The following is a 19,246-nucleotide window of genomic DNA, read 5'->3' as shown; positions in this document are numbered from 1 at the left end:
CCTCACCATGTCGAACAAGTCGGAAACGGTCACAGGAAAGGACCGCTACAGGTCCGGTGTCATGGAATACAAGAAGATGGGCTATTGGGAGCCTGATTACGAACCGAAGGACACCGACATCATCGCGCTCTTTCGCATCACGCCGCAGGATGGCGTGGATCCCATCGAAGCTGCCGCTGCGGTGGCTGGTGAATCGTCTACTGCCACCTGGACGGTCGTCTGGACCGACCGCCTCACCGCGACAGAAAAGTATCGCGCCAAGGCCTACCGCGTTGATCCGGTTCCCAATGGTGAGGGCCAGTATTTCGCCTACATCGCCTACGATCTCGATCTGTTCGAGCCGGGCTCCATCTCGAACCTGACCGCGTCGATCATCGGCAACGTCTTTGGGTTCAAGCCGTTGAAGGCGCTGCGGCTCGAGGACATGCGGCTGCCAGTTGCCTATGTCAAAACCTTCCAGGGTCCGCCGACCGGCATCGTCGTCGAGCGCGAACGTCTGGACAAATTTGGCCGTCCCCTGCTCGGCGCAACGGTGAAGCCAAAGCTTGGCCTGTCCGGCCGCAACTACGGTCGCGTGGTCTATGAAGCGCTGAAAGGCGGCCTCGATTTCACCAAGGATGACGAGAATATCAACTCGCAACCTTTCATGCACTGGCGCGAACGCTTCCTCTATTGCATGGAGGCCGTCAACAAGGCGCAGGCCGCGACCGGTGAGATCAAGGGCAGCTACCTCAACGTCACCGCGGCGACGATGGAGGACATGTATGAGCGAGCCGACTTCGCCAAGGAACTGGGCTCGAACATTGTGATGATCGATCTGGTGATCGGCTATACGGCGATCCAGTCCATGGCGAAATGGGCGCGCCGCAATGACATGATCCTGCATCTGCATCGTGCCGGCCATTCCACCTATACACGGCAGAAGTCGCATGGCGTATCATTCCGCGTCATCGCCAAGTGGATGCGCCTTGCCGGCGTCGATCATATCCATGCAGGCACCGTCGTCGGCAAGCTCGAGGGCGATCCCGCGACCACACGCGGCTACTACGACATCTGCCGCGAGGATTTCAACCCGATGCGGTTGGAGAACGGCGTGTTCTTCGACCAGCACTGGGCCTCTCTCAACAAGATGATGCCGGTGGCGTCCGGTGGCATCCATGCCGGCCAGATGCACCAGCTTCTCGATCTTTTGGGCGAAGATGTCGTCCTGCAGTTCGGCGGCGGCACCATTGGCCACCCGATGGGCATTGCCGCCGGTGCCACGGCCAATCGCGTTGCGCTCGAATGCATGGTGCTCGCGCGCAATGAGGGCCGCGATATCGTGCGGGAAGGCCCCGAGATACTGCGGATGGCTGCGCGCAATTGCCAGCCTTTGCAGCAGGCGCTCGAGGTCTGGAAGGACGTGTCCTTCAACTACACCTCAACCGACTCGCCGGATTTCGTTCCGACGGCAACAGCAGCTGAATAGGAGAAGAGACATGCGTATTACCCAGGGAGCATTCTCGTTCCTGCCTGATCTGACCGATGAGCAAATCGCCAAGCAGGCACAATATTGCATCGATAATGGCTGGGCGGTGAGCCTTGAATTCACCGATGATCCTCATCCCCGCAACACCTATTGGGACATGTGGGGTCACCCCATGTTCGACAATCCGGATGCCGCGGCCCTGATCATGGAATTGAAGGAATGCCGCAAGGTCTATGGCGATAGCTATATCCGCTTCGTCGCCTTCGACAACAGCCATGGCTGGGAGTCGGTAAAACTCTCGTTCCTCGTCAACCGCCCTGCGGAAGAACCCGGGTTCCATCTGGCGCGCCAGGAAGGTGAAGGCCGCGTTGTGCGCTATACGACGAGGGCCTACTCCACAGACAAGCCAGCGGGGCAGCGCTATGGCTGACGCCAGCATCACACAGCTTGTGGAGGGCAGCGCGGAGATTCCCGCTGCCATCGACCTGCGCGCCGAATATGTTGAGTCGGGCGTAAAAGAAGTCCTCGACGAGCTCGACCGCGACCTGATCGGCCTGAAGCCGGTCAAGCAGCGCATCAAGGAAACGGCCGCCTTGCTTCTCGTTGAGCGGGCGCGCCGCCGCATGGGTCTCGCACACGAAACGCCCACGCTGCACATGAGCTTCAGCGGCAACCCCGGTACCGGCAAGACCACCGTGGCGCTGCGAATGGCGGATCTCTTGCATCGCCTCGGCTATATCCGCAAGGGACATCTCGTCTCTGTCACGCGCGATGATCTTGTAGGGCAATATATCGGCCATACGGCGCCGAAGACCAAGGAGATCCTCAAGAAGGCCATGGGCGGCGTATTGTTCATCGATGAAGCCTATTATCTGCACCGGCAGGAAAACGAGCGGGATTATGGGCAGGAGGCGATCGAGATACTGCTTCAGGTGATGGAGAACCAGCGCGACGATCTCGTCGTTATCCTGGCGGGCTACGCCGATCGCATGGACAAGTTTTTCGAAAGCAATCCAGGTTTCCGCTCGCGTATCGCCCATCACATCGATTTTCCGGATTATAGTTCCGACGAGTTGCTCAGCATCGCAGAAACAATGTTATCGAAGCAGAACTATACGTTCGATGCGGAAGGCCGCACCATCATGGCGGACTACATCGAACGCCGTCGTCTGCAGCCTCACTTCGCCAACGCGCGCTCTATTCGCAACGCGCTCGACCGGGCGAGATTGCGTCATGCCAACCGGCTGTTCGAAGCATCCAACGGGCCAACTGATGCAGCGGCGCTATCCACCATCACTGCTGACGATATCAGGGTCAGCCGCGTGTTTTCCGCATCACCAAGGGAGGAGCAAACGCCATGAATAGAAACGTGCTTATTGCGCCGTCGGTTCTTTCCGCGGATTTTTCCCGCCTGGGCCAGGAAGTCGAAGACGTCATGGCTGCCGGAGCCGACTGGGTGCATCTCGACGTGATGGACGGACATTTTGTCCCGAATATTACCTTTGGGCCGCAGATCATAAAGTCCATTCGCAACCGTACATCCGCGATATTCGATTGCCATCTGATGATCGCCCCAACGGATGCCTATCTCGGAGCCTTCGCCGACGCGGGATGCGATATCATCACGGTTCATGCCGAGGCGGGACCGCATCTCGACCGCTCGCTGCAGGCCATTCGCAATCTTGGCAAGAAAGCGGGCGTGTCGCTCAACCCGTCAACGCCGGAAAACGTCATCGAATATGTGTTGGACCGGCTGGATCTCGTTCTGCTCATGACAGTCAATCCCGGATTTGGAGGGCAGGCATTCATCCCGTCGGTCGTCGAGAAGGTCCGGCGCGTGAAGGCGATGATCGGCAACCGCCCGATCCATATCGAGATCGATGGCGGCGTGACGCCGGATACTGCGTCATTGGTTGCTGGCGCCGGAGCCGATGTGCTGGTCGCCGGTTCTGCCATCTTCAAGGGGAATGGCAAGACAGCCTATGCTGACAATATCGCCGCAATCCGTCATGCTGCCGATCATGCAAGGCACCAGAAGGCGGCCTGACCAAACCGGAGGGAAGAAATATGGCGGCGACACCACCAGTATGCAATTTCGGCTGGAAAGCTGTGGATGCCAGCCTGATCGGAACCGACGGCCAGAACCATTCAATTCTGGCGCAAGCCGGACGCCGGGGCCTCGTGGTTGCCTTCATCTGCAATCACTGTCCCTATGTAAAGGCCGTCATCAAACGCATCGTGCGTGACGCTCGCGACCTCAGGGAATTTGGCGTGGGGTTCGTCGCTATCAATTCGAATGATGCCACTGCCTATCCCGCAGATTCCTACGAGAACATGAAGCTTTTCGCAGCGGAAAATGCTTTCCCCTTTCACTATCTGCACGATGCTGACCAGAAAATCGCTCGATCCTACGGTGCAGCCTGCACGCCGGATTTCTTCGGCTTCAATGGCGCCAGCGAACTGCAATATCGGGGTCGGCTGGATGCGTCGCGCAAAGAAGAGGACGCATCCGATCTGCACCGCGATCTTTTCGAAGCCATGAAGCAGATTGCCAATTCGGGGCAGGGACCGCGCGAGCAGATCGCGTCAATCGGCTGTTCGATCAAGTGGCGTGAGATTGCCTGACGTGAGGCGCGGTGCCGCCGGCAAATCAGCCGGCGGCGATTTCGGCTATTTGAATTGGTTCAGATAAGCTTCAAGGTTGGTGATATCCTTATCGTCCTTCAAGCCGGCGAAAGCCATCTTCGTGCCTTTCACCTTTGCCTTTGGATCGTGCAGATAATCGCGCAGGCTGGCCGTATCCCAGACAAGACCAGCAGCGCCTGCCTCTTTCATCGCGGGTGAATAGGCAAAGCCTGGATGGGTGCCTGCTGTTCTTCCCATCAGTTTAAACAATGAAGGTCCGACCTTGTTTTTGTCGGTGTCAGCCACGTGACATACAGAACATTTTTTGAACACGACTTCTCCTGCCTTGGCATCACCGGCATCTTGGGCGCGGGCTCCAGCTACAGACAGAATCGCTGCTAACATACTAATCAGAATGGTAGAATAACGCATGGCATCTCCTCATTTTCGCCAAGGGTGCCCTGGACGAAGACCGGCGCCAATTTTCCATGCATTGGCGCCGCCAATTTTTTAGAACGCTTCCAGAAGTTACCGTTGGCTCCTGATAAGTCAATCGCTTGGCCGGTGAAATAACGCCGCAGCATCACGATTACGTTTTCCTCTCCGTCGCGATTGACGTCTTGAGGAGGGAACCGTAACTTAGTGATATATTTCTCATTCGGGCACCTTGAGAAACCAAAAAGACGATTGCTCCTGTCAATACCCCTCCAATTGTTGGCGGTAATACAGGCGAACGTGGTCGGGAGATGGGAGGGTGCCAAATTGGATGTGATTGATCTCGTCATAACGATTTGTCTCGTGTCGAACCCGTCAAGCTGCCGGGAAGAACGACTGCACTTCGAAGACAAGGGCGGCATGCTCAATTGCATGTTCCTTGCGCCAGCTGAAATCGCCAGGTGGTCTGAAGGACATCCCAAAGTTCGAGTTGTCCGGTGGAAGTGCGCCTATCCGACGAAGGAACTGACACTATAGGAAGACACAACGATCTGTCTGGGAGGACATCGTGACAAGAATATATCAACGCCTCTTTCGCTTCTTGTTCTTGTTTATGCTGGCTTTTGGCAGCCTTGGCATGTCGGTGAGCTTTGCTGCTGAAACAATTCGGGTCGGCGTTCTCAAGTTCGGCACGGTGAACTGGGAACTCGACACGATCAAACACCACAAGCTCGACGAGAAACATGGCGTGAATGTCGATGTCCGCTTCTTTGCCGGTGAGGATGCGACCAATGTTGCGATGATGGCGGGTGACGTCGATATCATTGTGAGCGACTGGCTTTGGGTGTCACGTCAGCGCTCGTCCGGTGAAGATCTGACTTTCGTGCCGTATTCCAGCTCTGTCGGCGCGTTGATGGTTCGCGACGGGTCGCCACTGAAGGATCTTGCCGATCTCAAGGGTAAGAAGATCGGTGTCGCGGGCGGACCTCTCGACAAAAGCTGGCTGCTCATGCAGGGCCTCGCCAAACAACAGCTGTCAATCGATCTGGCGGCAGAGAACGAGATCATCTACGGCGCACCGCCACTGCTTGCCGAAAAGGCGCAGCAGGATGAACTCGATGCGGTTCTGAATTTCTGGAATTTCTGCGCAAGATTGGAGGCCAACGGATTTCACCGATTGATCAGCACAAGCGAGGCCGCCAAAGCGCTTGGCGCTTCGGGCACGGCATCTGCGATTGGCTATATCTTCCACGAAAAATGGGCAAAAGCGCACTCACAAGCGATCGCTGGCTTCATTAGTGCCAGCCGTGACGCGAAGGCACTTCTCGCAAGTTCCGATGAGGACTGGCAACGTCTGGCACCAGTTATCAAGGCCGAAGGCCGCGAACTGGAGGTATTGCGTGACCGCTACCGGGAGGGCATTCCCAAGGCGACCGCCGAAGAAGAGGAAGCAGATGCAGCGAAACTCTATGCTGTTCTTGCTGAACTCGGAGGTTCCCGGCTTGTCGGCCCCGCCAGGACGCTGGCTCCCGGCACGTTCTGGAAGGAAAAATAAATGGGGCCAGTGGCCACTGAAACCGGACAGACTCTGAATGCCGGCCAGCCCGTCGCCGGATTGCGCCGATGGAATTCATCCGTGATGGTCGTGCTGTCGTTTGTTGTTCTGCTTGTCGTGTGGCATTTGGCAGCGACACTATGGCCAAGCCGGTCTTTTCCGGCACCTTTGCTTGTGTTGCGAACGTTCCTCAGCGAGACCGCGAGCGGCGATCTGCCCTATCATTTGGCCATTACCTTGTGGCGTGTTGCAGCCTCCTTTTTCCTCGCAATGATCATTGGCTCGGTGATTGGCGTCCTGCTTGGCAGCCATCGGCGTGCCGACCAGTTCTTCAACCCTTGGCTCATTCTCTTTCTCAATATACCTGCGCTGGTGATCATCGTGCTCGCCTATATCTGGTTCGGCCTGAATGAGGCCGCGGCGATTGGCGCGGTCGCAGTCAACAAGATTCCCAACGTCGTCGTCACGATACGCGAAGGAACACGCGCGCTTGATCCACGCTACGCAGAAATGGCTCATGTCTATCGTCTCGGTGCTCTTGATCGCCTGCGGCATATCCTGCTGCCGCAACTGCAGCCCTATATCGCCGCCGCATCGCGTTCCGGCGTTTCACTGATCTGGAAGATCGTACTCGTGGTCGAACTGCTTGGCCGATCGAACGGCATAGGCTTCCAGATCAATTTGTTCTTCCAGCTTTTCGATGTCGCCGCGATCCTTGCCTATACTCTGGCCTTCGTCGTTGTGATGCTTTTCATAGAACTTGTCGTGGTGCAGCCTCTTGAACACACATCCACTCGCTGGCGCCGCCGCGCGGCTTAAGGTCGATATCGAGCAGAAATCGTTCCGCTCTTCGAATGGCGGAACGATCGACGTACTGCACAATCTGCGCTTCGAAGTGGCGCAGAATGAATTTGCATGCATCCTCGGTCCTTCTGGATGCGGAAAGACGACGACGCTTCGTATCCTGCTTGGGCTTGAGCGGGATTATCGGGGAACCATCCAGTTGCCTGGCATCGCACATGCACGCATGGGTGCCGTGTTTCAGGAGCCGATGCTTCTGCCGTGGCGAACAGTCGAACAGAACGTGCGGCTGGCGCTGCCAAAGGATTTGAGAAATACGAATCTGGATAGCTTATTTGGGCAGCTGGGTTTGTCAAAGATGCGCGCATTCTATCCGGCAGAACTCTCCCTCGGTCTCGCTCGCAGAGCTGCGATCGCGCGAGCGCTGGCGATTGAACCGGATATTCTCTTGCTTGATGAGCCTTTTGTGTCGCTTGACGAGTCAACGGCGCAGCAGCTCCGGCATTTGTTGATGTCTGTGTGGTCGGAACGCCCGACAACTGCCTTGATGGTGACGCATAATCTGCAGGAAGCGATCATGCTCTCCGATCGCATAATTGTGTTGTCGGATCGTCCGGCGCATGTGATCGGCACTTTCGATATCCGTCTTCCTCGCCAATACCGTAACGAACAGGTCAAGGCTGATCTTCTGAGATCGTTCAACGAGAAATTCACGGCTATCAGGAACGTGCCATGAACGGACCAACACGGCGAAGCGTCCTCAAAACCGGAGCCTTATTCGCGTGTTGCGGGATGACGCATACCCGGTTTGCGCGGGCGCAAGCGGCGCCCAACGCGGTTCTGCCCGTTACAGAGATCGCGGACGGCGTGTTCGCCTTTGCCGGCATTCCGGCAATGATGACGGCAAACAATGAAGGCGGGATTTGCAACGTCGGTTTCGTTGTCGGTGCGGAAGCCGTTGCTGTGATCGATAGTGGAGGGAGTGTCGCCGAAGGCCGGGAGCTGATTGCAGCAATCCGTGCCGCCACGGACAAACCCATCCGTTATCTGATCAACACGCATATGCATCCCGATCACATATTCGGTAACGCTGCATTCAGCGATACTGGCGCTGTTGTCGTCGGCCATCGCAATCTGCCGCGCGCACTTGCGAGCCGCGGCGATTATTATTTGCAGAGCTTCCGCGACAGCATGGGCAGTGCCCTGATGGCGGAGATAAAAATCGTGCCGCCAACCAAACTTGTTGTCGATGAGGAACAACTCGACCTCGGCAAACGGCATTTGACCTTGAAGGCCTGGAACCCCGCCCACACGGACAATGACCTGACCGTTCTCGATCAGCAGTCCGGAACGTTCTTCACGGGCGATCTTTGTTTCATCGACCATCTTCCAACGATGGATGGATCGTTGCGCGGGTGGATTGCACAGCTGGAAGCCCTGAGGGCCATCAAGGCAAAACTTGCTGTTCCGGGACATGGTCCGGTGCCATCAAAATGGCCGGAAGCGCTTGAACCTGAGCAGCGCTACTTTGATGTCCTCGCCCGCGACATCCGCAAGGCAATCGCCGATGGCGTACCCATTGCGGAAGCCGTCAAGACAGCTGCTCAAAGCGAACGGGGGAACTGGCAGCTCTTCGACGAATATAACGAGCGCAATGCCACGGCTTCCTTTGCCGAGCTTGAATGGGAATGATCGTGCTGTTTGCCAGATCATCCAGCAAGGTGATATACTGATGCATGGCCGGGCACCGCCAATTTTTCTTGGTGGAGGCACAAAGATAATGACGATTAATTCAATAAACCGACGCAGCCGGATAGTTGCGGTCGTTCTTTTGACACTGCTTGGAACTGCGGTTTCCATGAATGCTGGTGCGCAGGATACGAGCGTTCCGGCAAGCACTACCTGGAATGGTTTGAAAGGTGACGTATTCGGCCAGAAGGTGATCGGGCCTGCCGATAACATTATCTCCATCGAAGCCCCGAAACGTGCTGAAGACGCAGCCATCGTCCCCGTTGATCTGCATTTCAAAACCGATGCAAAGACCGGTCGGATCAAGGCTGTCACATTGATCGTCGATGAAAATCCGGCGCCTGTCGCCGCCGTGTTCACATTCGGAAAGGATGCGGGCGTAACCCATCTTGCAACACGGTTGCGGGTCAATGCCTATTCCTATGTCAGGGCGATAGCGGAGACGGAAGACGGCAAGCTTCATATGACGGAGACGTTCGTGAAAGCGTCAGGAGGCTGCTCCGCGCCTGCGATGAAAAACCAGGCTGAGGCGATGGCTTCGCTCGGGAAAATGAAACTGCGGGTGTTCCCCACCAACGCACCCGGCACCGAGCCGATGACACGCGCAACCGAGATGCAGCTGATGATACGCCATCCCAACAATTCCGGCCTGCAGATGGACCAGATCACCCGCTACTATATTCCCCCGCATTTCATTCAGGGACTTACGGTCTCGCAAGGCGATCGCCTGATCATGTCCATGGAGGGCGGGATATCAATTTCGGAGGATCCGAACTTCCGGTTCGAATTCGATGCCAAGCCTGGCGAGGATGTCAAGGTCGAGGCAGCGGACACGAAAGGCAAGAAATTCCAGGACGAATGGCCGCTGGAATCGTCGAGTCTTTGATCCTGGCCCGACAACCTTCTAGAAACACCGCATATCGGCCTCGGCCTGGGCGCGCTTCAACTCGCTTGTTGCAGCCTTGGCCGGAGCGCTTTCGCGGAAGAGCACACCGTTCTCCCCAGGGACCTGTCCCATCTGTTTGAAAGTTTCTGCAGCCACGTAGTGGTCATAGGTTACAACGGAGGCAATCACATCGATCGAACAGGAGCAGCGTTGAAGCATATCGCGGTTCTCACCATTGGCTTTCATGCACCCGTAGACGTATTCGGCAAGCGTCGAAGTGGGGTAATCTGACGCAGCCTTCGCCGGCAAAGGGGTCGCAATTGCTGCAGTTGCTAACAAGGCAATATTCGCGATTTTTGGCGTGATCATGAGATATCTCGCTTTCATCCAGTTAAAATATACATTTTATAAGTAGATAGCAAAAAATAATATTGATTGGCAAATATTAATGCGGATCAAAGTATCAAATTATGTGACAGCGGCGTTTGACAGAATATGTCAATTAATGCGGCTACTTACTGCATTGCAAAAATAGTATATTGCAATGCAGCAAATATAAATTGATAATCGTGCTTGCGTAATGCATTTCTTTCTCCTATCGTCCACTTGTTTCCGGCTTCAAGGACGTTGCCGTCAAGGGAGTGGTGACAGTCTTCGTAGGCCAAGCGAGGTGGGCAGTAACGGTGCCCTCTGCGCGCCTGGCTTTGTCGTGACACGCTGCCGGAAATACTTCCCCATTTGCGTGAGCTAATGGAGCGAGCCCGCTACTGAAACGGATTCGTCCGATGGTTCATAAATGTGAACTTAGGGAGGACTCAAAATGCGTGTACACAAGAATTTAATGGGAATTGCATTGGCTACGACGGCCATGTCGTTCTCATTGGCGGGTGGAGCCTTAGCCAATGATGACGTACAGGGATTGATCTCTGATTCAAAAAACTGGGCGATTCAGACTGGCGATTATGCCAATACCCGGTACTCCAAACTCAACAAGATCACCAAGGACAACGTCAAGAACCTTCAGGTTGCCTGGACGTTTTCGACCGGTGTGCTACGCGGCCATGAAGGAGGCCCTCTCATCGTCGGCGATGTGATGTATGTCCATGCGCCTTTTCCAAATACGGTGTATGCACTCGATCTGAACAATGACGGCAAGATCCTCTGGAGGTATGAGCCCAAGCAGGATCCAAACGTTATTCCAATCATGTGCTGCGATACAGTCAATCGTGGCGTCGCCTACGGCGATGGCAAGATATTCCTCTACCAGGCGGATACGACGCTCGTTGCTCTCGACGCAAAGACAGGCAAGGTCGCATGGTCGGTCAAGAACGCTGAAGTAATAGACGGCAGCAAGGGCGAGTCTGGAACCTCAGCGCCAATGGTTGTGAAAGACAAGGTCATTGTCGGTATTTCCGGCGGTGAATTTGGTGTTCGCGGCTCATTGACAGCCTACAATATCGCGGACGGCAAACAGGCCTGGCGTGCATGGTCAATGGGTTCGGACAAGGAAACGTTGATCGATCCGGAAAAAACCACGCATCTCGGCAAGCCGGTCGGTGCTGACTCCGGTACCAATACCTGGGAAGGCGATCAGTGGAAGATCGGTGGTGGTACAACATGGGGTTGGTATTCATACGATCCCAAGCTGAACCTGATTTACTATGGCACGGGTAATCCATCGACTTGGAATCCGAGCCAGCGTCCCGGCGATAATCGCTGGTCCATGACCATCATGGCACGCGATGCCGATACAGGGATGGCCAAGTGGCTCTATCAGATGACCCCGCACGACGAATGGGACTATGATGGCGTCAACGAAATGATCCTGGCCGATGGCATTGAAATCGAGGGCAAGCCTCGGGATGTCCTCGTACACTTCGACCGCAATGGCTTCGCGTATACGATGGATCGTGCAACGGGTGAACTTCTGGTCGCAAAGAAATACGATCCAGCGGTCAACTGGGCGACTGAAGTCGATATGGATAAGGACAGCAAGACCTATGGCCGTCCGAAAGTCGTGGACAAGTACTCGACACAAGTGCAGGGCGAAGACGTCAATACGACGGGCATCTGCCCGGCGGCTCTTGGTACCAAGGACCAGCAGCCGGCGGCCTACTCGCCAAAGACCAAGCTCTTCTACGTTCCAACGAACCATGTCTGCATGGACTATGAGCCTTACAAGGTAAACTACACCGCCGGTCAGCCTTATGTCGGCGCAACGCTTTCCATGTATCCGGCTCCGAACAGTCATGGTGGCATGGGTAATTTCATCGCCTGGGATGCGGCAAAGGGTGAGATTGTCTGGTCCAAACCCGAACAGTTCTCGGTTTGGTCAGGTGCTCTCGCGACCGATGGCGATGTTGTCTTCTACGGAACGCTCGAAGGCTATCTGAAGGCGGTCGATAAGGACGGAAAGGAACTTTACAAGTTCAAGACACCTTCCGGCATCATCGGCAACGTCACCACGTACGAACATAAGGGCAAACAATATGTTGCCGTTCTGTCCGGTGTTGGTGGCTGGGCAGGTATCGGCCTTGCTGCCGGGTTGCTGGCGCCTGAAAACGCCACGGCGTGGCACGGTGCCGTTGACCAGGGCAGAGCCCAGGGCGACGAAGCTGCTGTCATCGGCACGGCGGGTCTGGGCGCTGTCGGCGGCTATGCCGCTCTGGCGGACTATACAACCTTGGGCGGTCAGCTGACCGTTTTTACCGTTCCCGAGTAATTCCGGAACGATGTGGACACATTGAGCTTGCAGATGCAGGCCTGGAAAATAGGGTGCCCGGTTCCAACCAGGCCGGGCCCCTTGTGTCACCAAAATTGATGATCAATCACAACCGTCGAGCCGGTGCCGGGAGGCGCTGACTGTCGGATTGGAATGCGAGGATCCCGAATGCCTATTAGAATGACATTTCTTGCCGTTACTGCCGGACTTGCCCTGTTGGCGTCTCAAGGCAGCACCTATGCCGACGACAAGGCAGCCGCTGCGGTTGCCGCCGACGACAACGGCAAATATACCGACAAGGAGGGGAGCCCAACATTCAAGATAAACGACGGGACCGTCGACTGGTATACCTATAGTGGTTATCGCCGGTTCAACTCAGAATGCCATGTATGCCATGGGGCCGATGGTGCGGGATCGTCCTTTGCGCCGGCTCTGGCCGAGTCCCTGAAGAACATAAACTATGCGGACTTCATGTCGATTGTCGCTGCGGGACGCAAGAACCTCAGTGCCGGCAATGAAAAAGTCATGCCTGCCTTCGGCGAAAACAAGAATGTATACTGCTATATGGATGATCTCTACGTCTATCTGCGGGCTCGTGCCGTTGGCGATCTTCCGCGAGGCCGTCCTGCAAAACACGAGGACAAGCCACAAGCTGCCAAAGATGCGGAAGCATCCTGCATGGGTGGATAAGATGATGCGGCATAGGCGAGCTTTGGTGAAATGGATTGGCGGTTGCATGATGGCGGCAGTGATCGCCGCCCCGTCCGGCGTTCTCGCTCAAGGGGCTGGTCTCGGTGCTGCCGGCGAACTAGTCGATCCGGATGTGCTTCGCGTTTGTGCGGATCCATCCAATATGCCGTTCTCGGATGAGAGCGGCAAAGGGTTCGAGAACAGGTTGGCTGATCTTGTGGCCGCGAAGACTGGACGCAAATCTGTGGCCTATACTTGGTATCCGATGTCGACAGGATTTGTGCGTAATACGCTGCGGGCAAATCGCTGCGACATCATCATGGGTTATGCCCAAGGCGACGAACTGGTGCAGAACACCAACGCCTATTACCGTTCGACCTATGTCATGATCTACAAGAAGAACAGCGGTCTCGATGGCGTCGAGCTCATTGAAGACCCGAAACTGGCAGGAAAGAAAATTGGTGTCGTCGCCGGCACACCGCCGGCCGCCAATCTGGCCAAGGCGGGCTTGATGCGCAACGTGCACCCCTATCCGCTGATGGTTGATACACGCCTTGCGCCTTCCATGGCTGACGTCATGCTGAAGGAACTGAAGAGCGGCGTGATCGATGCAGCCATCCTTTGGGGGCCGATGGCCGGATACTATGCGAAAGAAATCGATCCAGATCTGACAGTTGTGCCGCTGGTGAAGGAAAAGTCCGGGCATATGGCCTACCGGATCACCATGGGTGTCCGTCCTTCCGACCAGGAGTGGAAACGCACACTGAACAAGGTGATCAGAGAGAACCAGGCGGAGATCAACAAGATATTGCTCGATTACCAGGTTCCGCTGATCGATGAGAATAACAAGCCGATTACGCAATAGCCGGACACTGAGCACTGCGGACAGGGAGTGATGTGAGAAAACTGATTTGGAATTGTTTTGGAGCAGTGACTGGTTTGCTCGTCATGATGACGGCTGCAGTATCTGCGGCTGAGACTGTTCCGGAACCAGAAGGATACAGGACGGAGGATTATCGCGCCCCGGTTCCTGCGACGCTGAAAGGGGCAATGGTTGCGACGACCGATGAAACCATTGCCCTCTGGAAAGACAAATCGGCAGTGTTTGTTGATGTCCTTCCCCACGATCCTAAACCGGCAAATCTCCCGGCGGGAACGATCTGGAAGGAAAAAATACGGGAGGATATTCCCGAAAGTATCTGGCTCCCCAATGTGGGATACGGAGTCATAAACAAGGAGACGGAAGCCTACTTCCGTAAGGGGCTGAAGTCTCGATTGGGAGACGACATGAATCGAAAGGTGCTTTTCTACTGTATGGCGAATTGCTGGATGTCCTGGAACGCGGCCAAGAGGGCCGTCGAGTGGGGATACCGCTCAGTCTTCTGGTACCCCCTGGGTACCGACGGCTGGGTAGCGGCGAATCAGCCTACACAAAGAAATGAACCCTATTAATTCCAATCCTGCGCCAGGGTGGCGTATGATGCCGGAGAGAAAAGATCAGATCTCTGATCTTTGAATGAGAAGGAGGAAAGCATGAAGAAAACATGGACGAAGCCTACCATGTGCCAGGTTGCTGCAGGGATGGAACTTTCCCGTTACCTGCCAGCCGAACTGAAAGCGAAGAAGTAAACTCCAACCATCGCCCTGCGTGATCTGATTGCGCGGGGCGACTTGGGTTCGATGATGGCGCTGGAAACGTGTTTCCGGCAGAGGGAAATTTGCCCGTAATGCGATTGAAAATCATCGGCTCCGCGGCAGGGGGTGGATTTCCGCAATGGAATTGCAATTACCGATTGAGCCGTGGAGCGTGGAACGGCGAAACGAACATTCGACCCCGGACCCAATCCAGCCTTGCTGCCAGCGTGAACGGGAGTGACTGGGTCTTGTTCAACGCATCTCCCGACATCCGCCAGCAGATCGCGGCAACGCCGGAGCTTCAGCCCCGAGTCGAGGGTCCGCTGCGCGCAACACCGATCCGGGCGGTTATTCTGACCAATGCCGATGTCGATCACATTGCCGGGCTGCTTAGCCTGCGCGAGCGCGAACCTTTCGTCATCTATGCGACGCGCCGTGTGCTGCAGGTCCTCGAAGCCAATTCTATTTTCAACGTTCTCGACCGTTCCGTCGTCCAGCGGTGTCAACTCGTTCTGGGCGAACAGACCGACATCATAGGTGTGAACGGCGAGCCCACCGGCATCATCGTTGAAACATTCGCCGTACCCGGCAAGGTGGCCCTGTTTCTCGAAGACCAGACCAAGGCGGTCAATGGTTTTGGCACGGAGGAGGGCGATACGATTGGGTTGCGCATTTCTTCGCGGGCAGATGATCGTGCGGCGTTCTATATTCCGGGTTGCGCGCGCATCGATCACTCCCTGACGCAACGACTGTCGGGTGCCGATTGCCTTCTCTTCGACGGAACCGTCTTCACCGATGACGAAATGATCACTGCGGGTGTGGGAGCAAAGACCGGCGCGCGCATGGGCCATTTACACATTTCTGGTGAGGATGGCTCGATGGTTTCCTTGGCGGATATTGGCATCAAGCGGCGGGTCTATGTTCACATCAACAATACCAATCCAATTCTCGACGAAACCTCGCCCGAACATGCGGCAGTAAATGAGGCGGGATGGGAAGTAGCCTATGACGGCATGGAGGTTCGGCTTTGAGCGAATTTGGCGATGCGGCGCGCAATGGATTGTCACCGGCTGGTCTTGAAGCAGTGCTGCGGGAGGTGGGCGCTGCCCGTTACCACAATCGGCATCCATTCCATCACCAGATGATGAGCGGTGCCTTGACGAAAGCGCAGATGCAGGCCTGGGCACTTAACCGCTATTGCTACCAGTCCGTCATTCCACGCAAGGATGCGATGATCATCGCGCGCTCCGACGATCCGGAATTTCGTGCGGAATGGCGCAAGCGGGTCGAAGATCATGACGGCAGCGATGGCTGGAATGGCGGTATCGCCCGCTGGCTGAAGCTGGCGACGGGCCTTGGCCTCGATGCCGACGCCGTCAAGAGTGAAAAACTCGCGCTGCCCGCCACACGGTTTGCTGTCGGCGCTTATCTTTCCTTCTGTACCAATCGCACACTGCTCGAGGCTGTTGCATCGTCACTCACCGAACTCTTCTCGCCGGTTATCATCGGTGAGAGGGTTCCGGCCATGCTGGCGAAGTATGACTATGTGACCGCGGATATTCTCGCCTATTTCGACAAGCGCCCGACCCAGGCGTCGCGCGACTCCGATTTCGCGCTGGCCTATGTGATGAACCATGCCGACAATCCTGAAAGGCAGCAGGCAGTGATCGACGCCCTGGTCTTCAAGTGCGACGTACTGTGGGCGATGCTGGATGCTCTGGCTCATGCCTATGGTGAGAAGGGCAATATTCCGCCCGGTGCCTTTGATCCGGAGGCGGCATGATCGAGACAACCCGCGTTCGCACAGTTCTGTCGATGCAATCGAAACCGGTTTTGAAGCGGCATGTGCGGCTGCAGTATGATAGGGTGCGCGGAGCGTGGGCGCTCTTGTCGCCGGAGCGGGTGTTCTGGCCGAACGAAGTCAGTCTCGACATCCTGCGGCTCTGTGACGGCCGGTACAGCGTGGCGCAGATGATTGCCCTGCTGGGCGATCAATATGGAGCGGACGAAGCGGAGATTACGCCGGATGTGACCGGCTTTCTCCAGGAATGGTCCGACAAGTTTCTGGTGACGCTATGACGGAACCTGTTCTACCCCCGATCGGCATGCTGGCGGAATTGACGCATCGCTGCCCGCTGCAATGCGCCTATTGCTCCAATCCCGTCGAACTTTTGAAGGCCAATCGTGAAATGGACACGCAGGGCTGGATTTCGTTGTTCGAGCAGGCAGCAGATCTGGGTGTCCTGCAGGTCCACCTTTCTGGCGGCGAACCAACCTTGCGAACCGATCTTGCCGAGCTGATTGCCAGTCTCGCCGGGCGCGGTGTCTATACCAATCTCATCACAGCGGGCGTTGGAATTGCCGAGGGCCGAATTGAAGCCTTCGCAGAGGCAGGCCTCGATCATATCCAGCTCAGTTTCCAGGGTGCCTTTGCGGCGACGACGGAAAAGATCGGCAATTCTCGCGGCGCCCATGAGAAAAAACTTGAAACAGCCAGACGCGTACGGGAGATCGGCCTGCCGCTGACGATCAATGCGCCGATCCACCGTCACAACATGGAGGAAGTGCCGGATTTCATCGCGCTCGCGCTGTCCCTCGGCGCAGAACGGCTGGAAATCGCCAATGTGCAATATGCTGGGTGGGCGCTTCTCAACCGCCAGGCATTGATGCCGGAACGCGAAGCCGTCGAGCGGCAGGTTGAGATCGTCGAGGAAGCGCAGGAGCGGTTGCGCGGCATCATGACGATCGACTTCGTCACGCCCGACTATTTCGCCATTTACCCGAAGCCATGCATGGGTGGCTGGGCGCGCGACGCGTTTATGGTTGCGCCAGACGGTACGGTCCTTCCGTGCCATGCCGCCGGCACGATCAAATCCCTAAGTTTCGAGCGCTTCGGCGATTGGGATCTCAGCCGGATCTGGCATGAATCATCGGCGTTCAATGCTTTTCGCGGGACGGATTGGATGCAGGAGCCATGCCGGAGCTGCGAGCGCCAGGAGATCGACTGGGGTGGCTGCCGCTGTCAGGCGATGGCAATCGCCGGCGACGCTGCGGCGACCGATCCCGCCTGCATCAAATCTCCGCTGCATGCGCGGATGGGAGCACTGATCAAGGAAGCGACGGATACGAAGTCAGCCGATGCTGGATCGGATGCATTCACCTACCGCCGTATCGGCCGCAGTGTCGAACCTATTGCTTGATCATCGACTGGCCGATGGTTTTTGACAGGCCGTAGAGCCGCTGTTCGATGATCGTTGGGACCTCGCAGACATAGGTCAAGGATTGCACCCGTTCCTCGAAAATGCGGGTTTCCCATTTCAGCCGCTCGTCGCGACGGTCCAGTTCCTCCGGATTGGTATCCGGCTTGGCACGCATCGCATCGATTTCGGAAGCCTCCTTGCGCAGATCGGCAGCAAGGTCGCGTTGTTTGCCGGCATAACGCGAAATGCCGGAAATCACCTGTTCGCGCTCCCGGTTCAGCGTATCGAACAGTCCCTGGAACAGCATATAGAGCTTGTCGTTCACCTGGTCCTTCGGCAGACCGGCAGCAAATTCGACGATCTGCTTTTGCGCCACATCGACCGGGTTGCGCCGCGCCGCCAATTCGCCAACCAGGTCATCGATCGTCGGATCGGCATTCCAGTTTTTCGCAGCTTCCGGGATGTCGGGGCCGTTCCATACCTGACCAACTGAAAGTTCCGGTACCTTGCGCTGGATGCATGGCCAGCTGGGGTCATTGCTTGCTGCCGAAAACGTTGTGTCGGGTGACGCAACAAGCAGGAGGAGGCCGGCAGAAGCACCGATGATGATGCGTAATCGTTTCAATTGTTTCCGCCCTCCTGCTTTTTGATAACGAGACCGCGTGACGGGTCATAGGCAATAATGGCGCCTGCAATGAAGACGACGGTAAAGCCGCAGACTACGGCGAGCGAGGTCCATTCGATCTGCCCGTAGAAGGCAAACCGGATGAGTTCGACCGCGTAGGTGAAGGGATTGAGCAGGCATATCTTGTAGAGGAGGGGGCTTGCCTCCTGTACCCGCCAGAGCGGGTAAAGCGCCGACGACGCGAAATACATCGGGAAGATCACGAAGTTCATGATGCCGGCGAAATTCTCGAGCTGCTTGACCAGCGAGGAGAGCAGCATGCCCAGCGCACCCAGCATCATACCGGCAAGGAAGAGCGCTGGTAGTGTCAGGAAATAGCCGGACACAGGCGCCTTAACGCCCCAGAACCAGGCGATGAACAGAAATGCATAGACCTGGATGATCGAAACGGCGACCCCGGCCAGAAGTTTGGACACCAAGAGGAACCAGCGCGGGAACGGACTGACAAGCAGCGTGCGCATGTTGCCCATCTCCCGGTCATAGACCATCGAGAGCGATGATTGCATGCCGCTGAACAGCAGGATCATCCCGCAAAGACCGGGTGTGATATAGACCTCGTAGAGCACATAGGTCTGATAGGGCGGAATGATCGAAACGCCGAGCACCTGCCGGAACCCTGCCGCGAAGATGAAAAGCCACAGCAGTGGCCGGACAAGCGACGAGATGAAGCGCTCGCGCTGATTGAGGTAGCGCAAACCCTCGCGAATGAGAATGCCCTTGAGACAGACCAGATATTGCATCACGCCGAAGCGCTTCCGCACCGCTGGTCGCGCAATCTGGCCGTGATCTGTGATG

The 19,246-nt window shown here is 56.3% G+C and carries 24 protein-coding genes; 19 read left to right on the top strand and 5 right to left on the bottom strand.

The window, feature by feature from the left end; all coding sequences use genetic code 11:
* The first annotated feature begins 7 nt into the window (after positions 1-7).
* Genes BLM14_RS24440 through BLM14_RS24420 form a run of 5 tightly spaced genes read left to right on the top strand, consistent with a single transcriptional unit; the run spans position 8 to position 4,093 of the window.
* Positions 8-1,468 (top strand): form I ribulose bisphosphate carboxylase large subunit, encoded by a 1,461-nt coding sequence (locus tag BLM14_RS24440; RefSeq protein WP_100002525.1) that lies wholly within the window; start codon positions 8-10, stop codon positions 1,466-1,468.
* Positions 1,469-1,478: 10 nt separating this feature from the next.
* Complete coding sequence (locus BLM14_RS24435; RefSeq protein ID WP_100002523.1) at positions 1,479-1,898, top strand: ribulose bisphosphate carboxylase small subunit; 420 nt, start codon at positions 1,479-1,481, stop codon at positions 1,896-1,898.
* Complete coding sequence (gene cbbX / locus BLM14_RS24430) at positions 1,891-2,829, top strand: CbbX protein (protein ID WP_100002521.1); 939 nt, start codon at positions 1,891-1,893, stop codon at positions 2,827-2,829. Before BLM14_RS24435 ends, cbbX begins: the two co-directional genes overlap by 8 nt.
* Entirely contained in the window at positions 2,826-3,515 is a 690-nt protein-coding gene (gene rpe, locus BLM14_RS24425) for a ribulose-phosphate 3-epimerase (RefSeq protein ID WP_100002520.1), read from the top strand. The genes cbbX and rpe overlap by 4 nt, the downstream gene beginning before the upstream one ends.
* A 20-nt stretch (positions 3,516-3,535) precedes the next feature.
* Positions 3,536-4,093: a thioredoxin family protein gene (locus tag BLM14_RS24420; protein WP_100002518.1), complete on the top strand. Its 558-nt coding sequence runs from the start codon at positions 3,536-3,538 to the stop codon at positions 4,091-4,093.
* A gap of 45 nt (positions 4,094-4,138) precedes the next feature.
* On the opposite strand, the gene BLM14_RS24415 is transcribed toward BLM14_RS24420, so the two are convergent.
* Positions 4,139-4,498, bottom strand: coding sequence for a c-type cytochrome (locus tag BLM14_RS24415; protein WP_418314274.1), 360 nt, complete (start codon positions 4,496-4,498; stop codon positions 4,139-4,141).
* Between the two features lie 5 nt (positions 4,499-4,503).
* Positions 4,504-4,680: a hypothetical protein gene (locus BLM14_RS31450; protein WP_162293240.1), complete on the bottom strand. Its 177-nt coding sequence runs from the start codon at positions 4,678-4,680 to the stop codon at positions 4,504-4,506.
* A 461-nt stretch (positions 4,681-5,141) separates the two neighbouring features.
* On the opposite strand from BLM14_RS31450, the gene BLM14_RS24405 reads away from it, so the two are divergent.
* From BLM14_RS24405 to BLM14_RS24385, 5 genes are all read left to right on the top strand, one after another.
* Positions 5,142-6,083 carry an ABC transporter substrate-binding protein gene (locus BLM14_RS24405; RefSeq protein WP_100002916.1) on the top strand — a complete coding sequence of 314 codons (942 nt, stop codon included), beginning with the start codon at positions 5,142-5,144 and terminating at the stop codon, positions 6,081-6,083.
* 84 nt (positions 6,084-6,167) lie between these two features.
* Complete coding sequence (locus BLM14_RS24400) at positions 6,168-6,902, top strand: ABC transporter permease (protein ID WP_100002915.1); 735 nt, start codon at positions 6,168-6,170, stop codon at positions 6,900-6,902.
* A complete protein-coding gene (locus BLM14_RS24395) occupies positions 6,862-7,620 on the top strand; it encodes an ABC transporter ATP-binding protein (RefSeq protein ID WP_100002514.1) in 759 nt (252 codons plus the stop codon). Before BLM14_RS24400 ends, BLM14_RS24395 begins: the two co-directional genes overlap by 41 nt.
* Positions 7,621-7,676: 56 nt before the next feature.
* Positions 7,677-8,576 (top strand): quinoprotein relay system zinc metallohydrolase 2, encoded by a 900-nt coding sequence (locus BLM14_RS24390; protein ID WP_100002512.1) that lies wholly within the window; start codon positions 7,677-7,679, stop codon positions 8,574-8,576.
* 88 nt (positions 8,577-8,664) lie between these two features.
* Complete coding sequence (locus BLM14_RS24385) at positions 8,665-9,519, top strand: quinoprotein dehydrogenase-associated SoxYZ-like carrier (protein WP_100002510.1); 855 nt, start codon at positions 8,665-8,667, stop codon at positions 9,517-9,519.
* A gap of 18 nt (positions 9,520-9,537) precedes the next feature.
* Here BLM14_RS24385 and BLM14_RS24380 read toward each other — a convergent pair whose 3' ends face one another.
* Positions 9,538-9,888 (bottom strand): hypothetical protein, encoded by a 351-nt coding sequence (locus tag BLM14_RS24380; protein WP_237143638.1) that lies wholly within the window; start codon positions 9,886-9,888, stop codon positions 9,538-9,540.
* Between the two features lie 499 nt (positions 9,889-10,387).
* On the opposite strand from BLM14_RS24380, the gene BLM14_RS24375 reads away from it, so the two are divergent.
* From BLM14_RS24375 to pqqE, 9 genes are all read left to right on the top strand, one after another.
* Complete coding sequence (locus BLM14_RS24375; RefSeq protein ID WP_162293246.1) at positions 10,388-12,241, top strand: methanol/ethanol family PQQ-dependent dehydrogenase; 1,854 nt, start codon at positions 10,388-10,390, stop codon at positions 12,239-12,241.
* Positions 12,242-12,409: 168 nt separating this feature from the next.
* Positions 12,410-12,931 carry a c-type cytochrome, methanol metabolism-related gene (locus BLM14_RS24370; RefSeq protein ID WP_237143637.1) on the top strand — a complete coding sequence of 174 codons (522 nt, stop codon included), beginning with the start codon at positions 12,410-12,412 and terminating at the stop codon, positions 12,929-12,931.
* Positions 12,932-12,935: 4 nt separating this feature from the next.
* Complete coding sequence (locus BLM14_RS24365) at positions 12,936-13,796, top strand: substrate-binding domain-containing protein (RefSeq protein WP_418314269.1); 861 nt, start codon at positions 12,936-12,938, stop codon at positions 13,794-13,796.
* A gap of 83 nt (positions 13,797-13,879) precedes the next feature.
* Positions 13,880-14,383 carry a PQQ-dependent catabolism-associated CXXCW motif protein gene (locus tag BLM14_RS24360; protein WP_100002500.1) on the top strand — a complete coding sequence of 168 codons (504 nt, stop codon included), beginning with the start codon at positions 13,880-13,882 and terminating at the stop codon, positions 14,381-14,383.
* Positions 14,384-14,464: 81 nt separating this feature from the next.
* A complete protein-coding gene (locus BLM14_RS24355) occupies positions 14,465-14,560 on the top strand; it encodes a pyrroloquinoline quinone precursor peptide PqqA (RefSeq protein WP_100002498.1) in 96 nt (31 codons plus the stop codon).
* A gap of 98 nt (positions 14,561-14,658) precedes the next feature.
* A complete protein-coding gene (gene pqqB / locus BLM14_RS24350) occupies positions 14,659-15,597 on the top strand; it encodes a pyrroloquinoline quinone biosynthesis protein PqqB (protein ID WP_100002496.1) in 939 nt (312 codons plus the stop codon).
* The gene (pqqC, locus tag BLM14_RS24345; protein ID WP_100002494.1) at positions 15,594-16,349 is read left to right on the top strand and encodes a pyrroloquinoline-quinone synthase PqqC; all 756 of its coding nucleotides are present in this window, start codon (positions 15,594-15,596) and stop codon (positions 16,347-16,349) included. Before pqqB ends, pqqC begins: the two co-directional genes overlap by 4 nt.
* Positions 16,346-16,645 (top strand): pyrroloquinoline quinone biosynthesis peptide chaperone PqqD, encoded by a 300-nt coding sequence (pqqD, locus tag BLM14_RS24340; RefSeq protein ID WP_100002492.1) that lies wholly within the window; start codon positions 16,346-16,348, stop codon positions 16,643-16,645. Before pqqC ends, pqqD begins: the two co-directional genes overlap by 4 nt.
* Complete coding sequence (gene pqqE, locus BLM14_RS24335) at positions 16,642-17,766, top strand: pyrroloquinoline quinone biosynthesis protein PqqE (RefSeq protein WP_100002490.1); 1,125 nt, start codon at positions 16,642-16,644, stop codon at positions 17,764-17,766. The genes pqqD and pqqE overlap by 4 nt, the downstream gene beginning before the upstream one ends.
* On the opposite strand, the gene BLM14_RS24330 is transcribed toward pqqE, so the two are convergent.
* On the bottom strand, positions 17,756-18,391 hold the full coding sequence (locus BLM14_RS24330; protein WP_100002488.1) for a hypothetical protein: 636 nt from the start codon (positions 18,389-18,391) through the stop codon (positions 17,756-17,758). The genes pqqE and BLM14_RS24330 overlap by 11 nt on opposite strands.
* Positions 18,388-19,191 (bottom strand): ABC transporter permease, encoded by an 804-nt coding sequence (locus BLM14_RS24325; protein WP_162293245.1) that lies wholly within the window; start codon positions 19,189-19,191, stop codon positions 18,388-18,390. Before BLM14_RS24325 ends, BLM14_RS24330 begins: the two co-directional genes overlap by 4 nt.
* Positions 19,192-19,246 lie beyond the last annotated feature (55 nt).

Source organism: Phyllobacterium zundukense, assembly GCF_002764115.1.
Taxonomy (GTDB): domain Bacteria; phylum Pseudomonadota; class Alphaproteobacteria; order Rhizobiales; family Rhizobiaceae; genus Phyllobacterium; species Phyllobacterium zundukense.
This window is presented reverse-complemented; position numbering and strand designations above follow the sequence as displayed.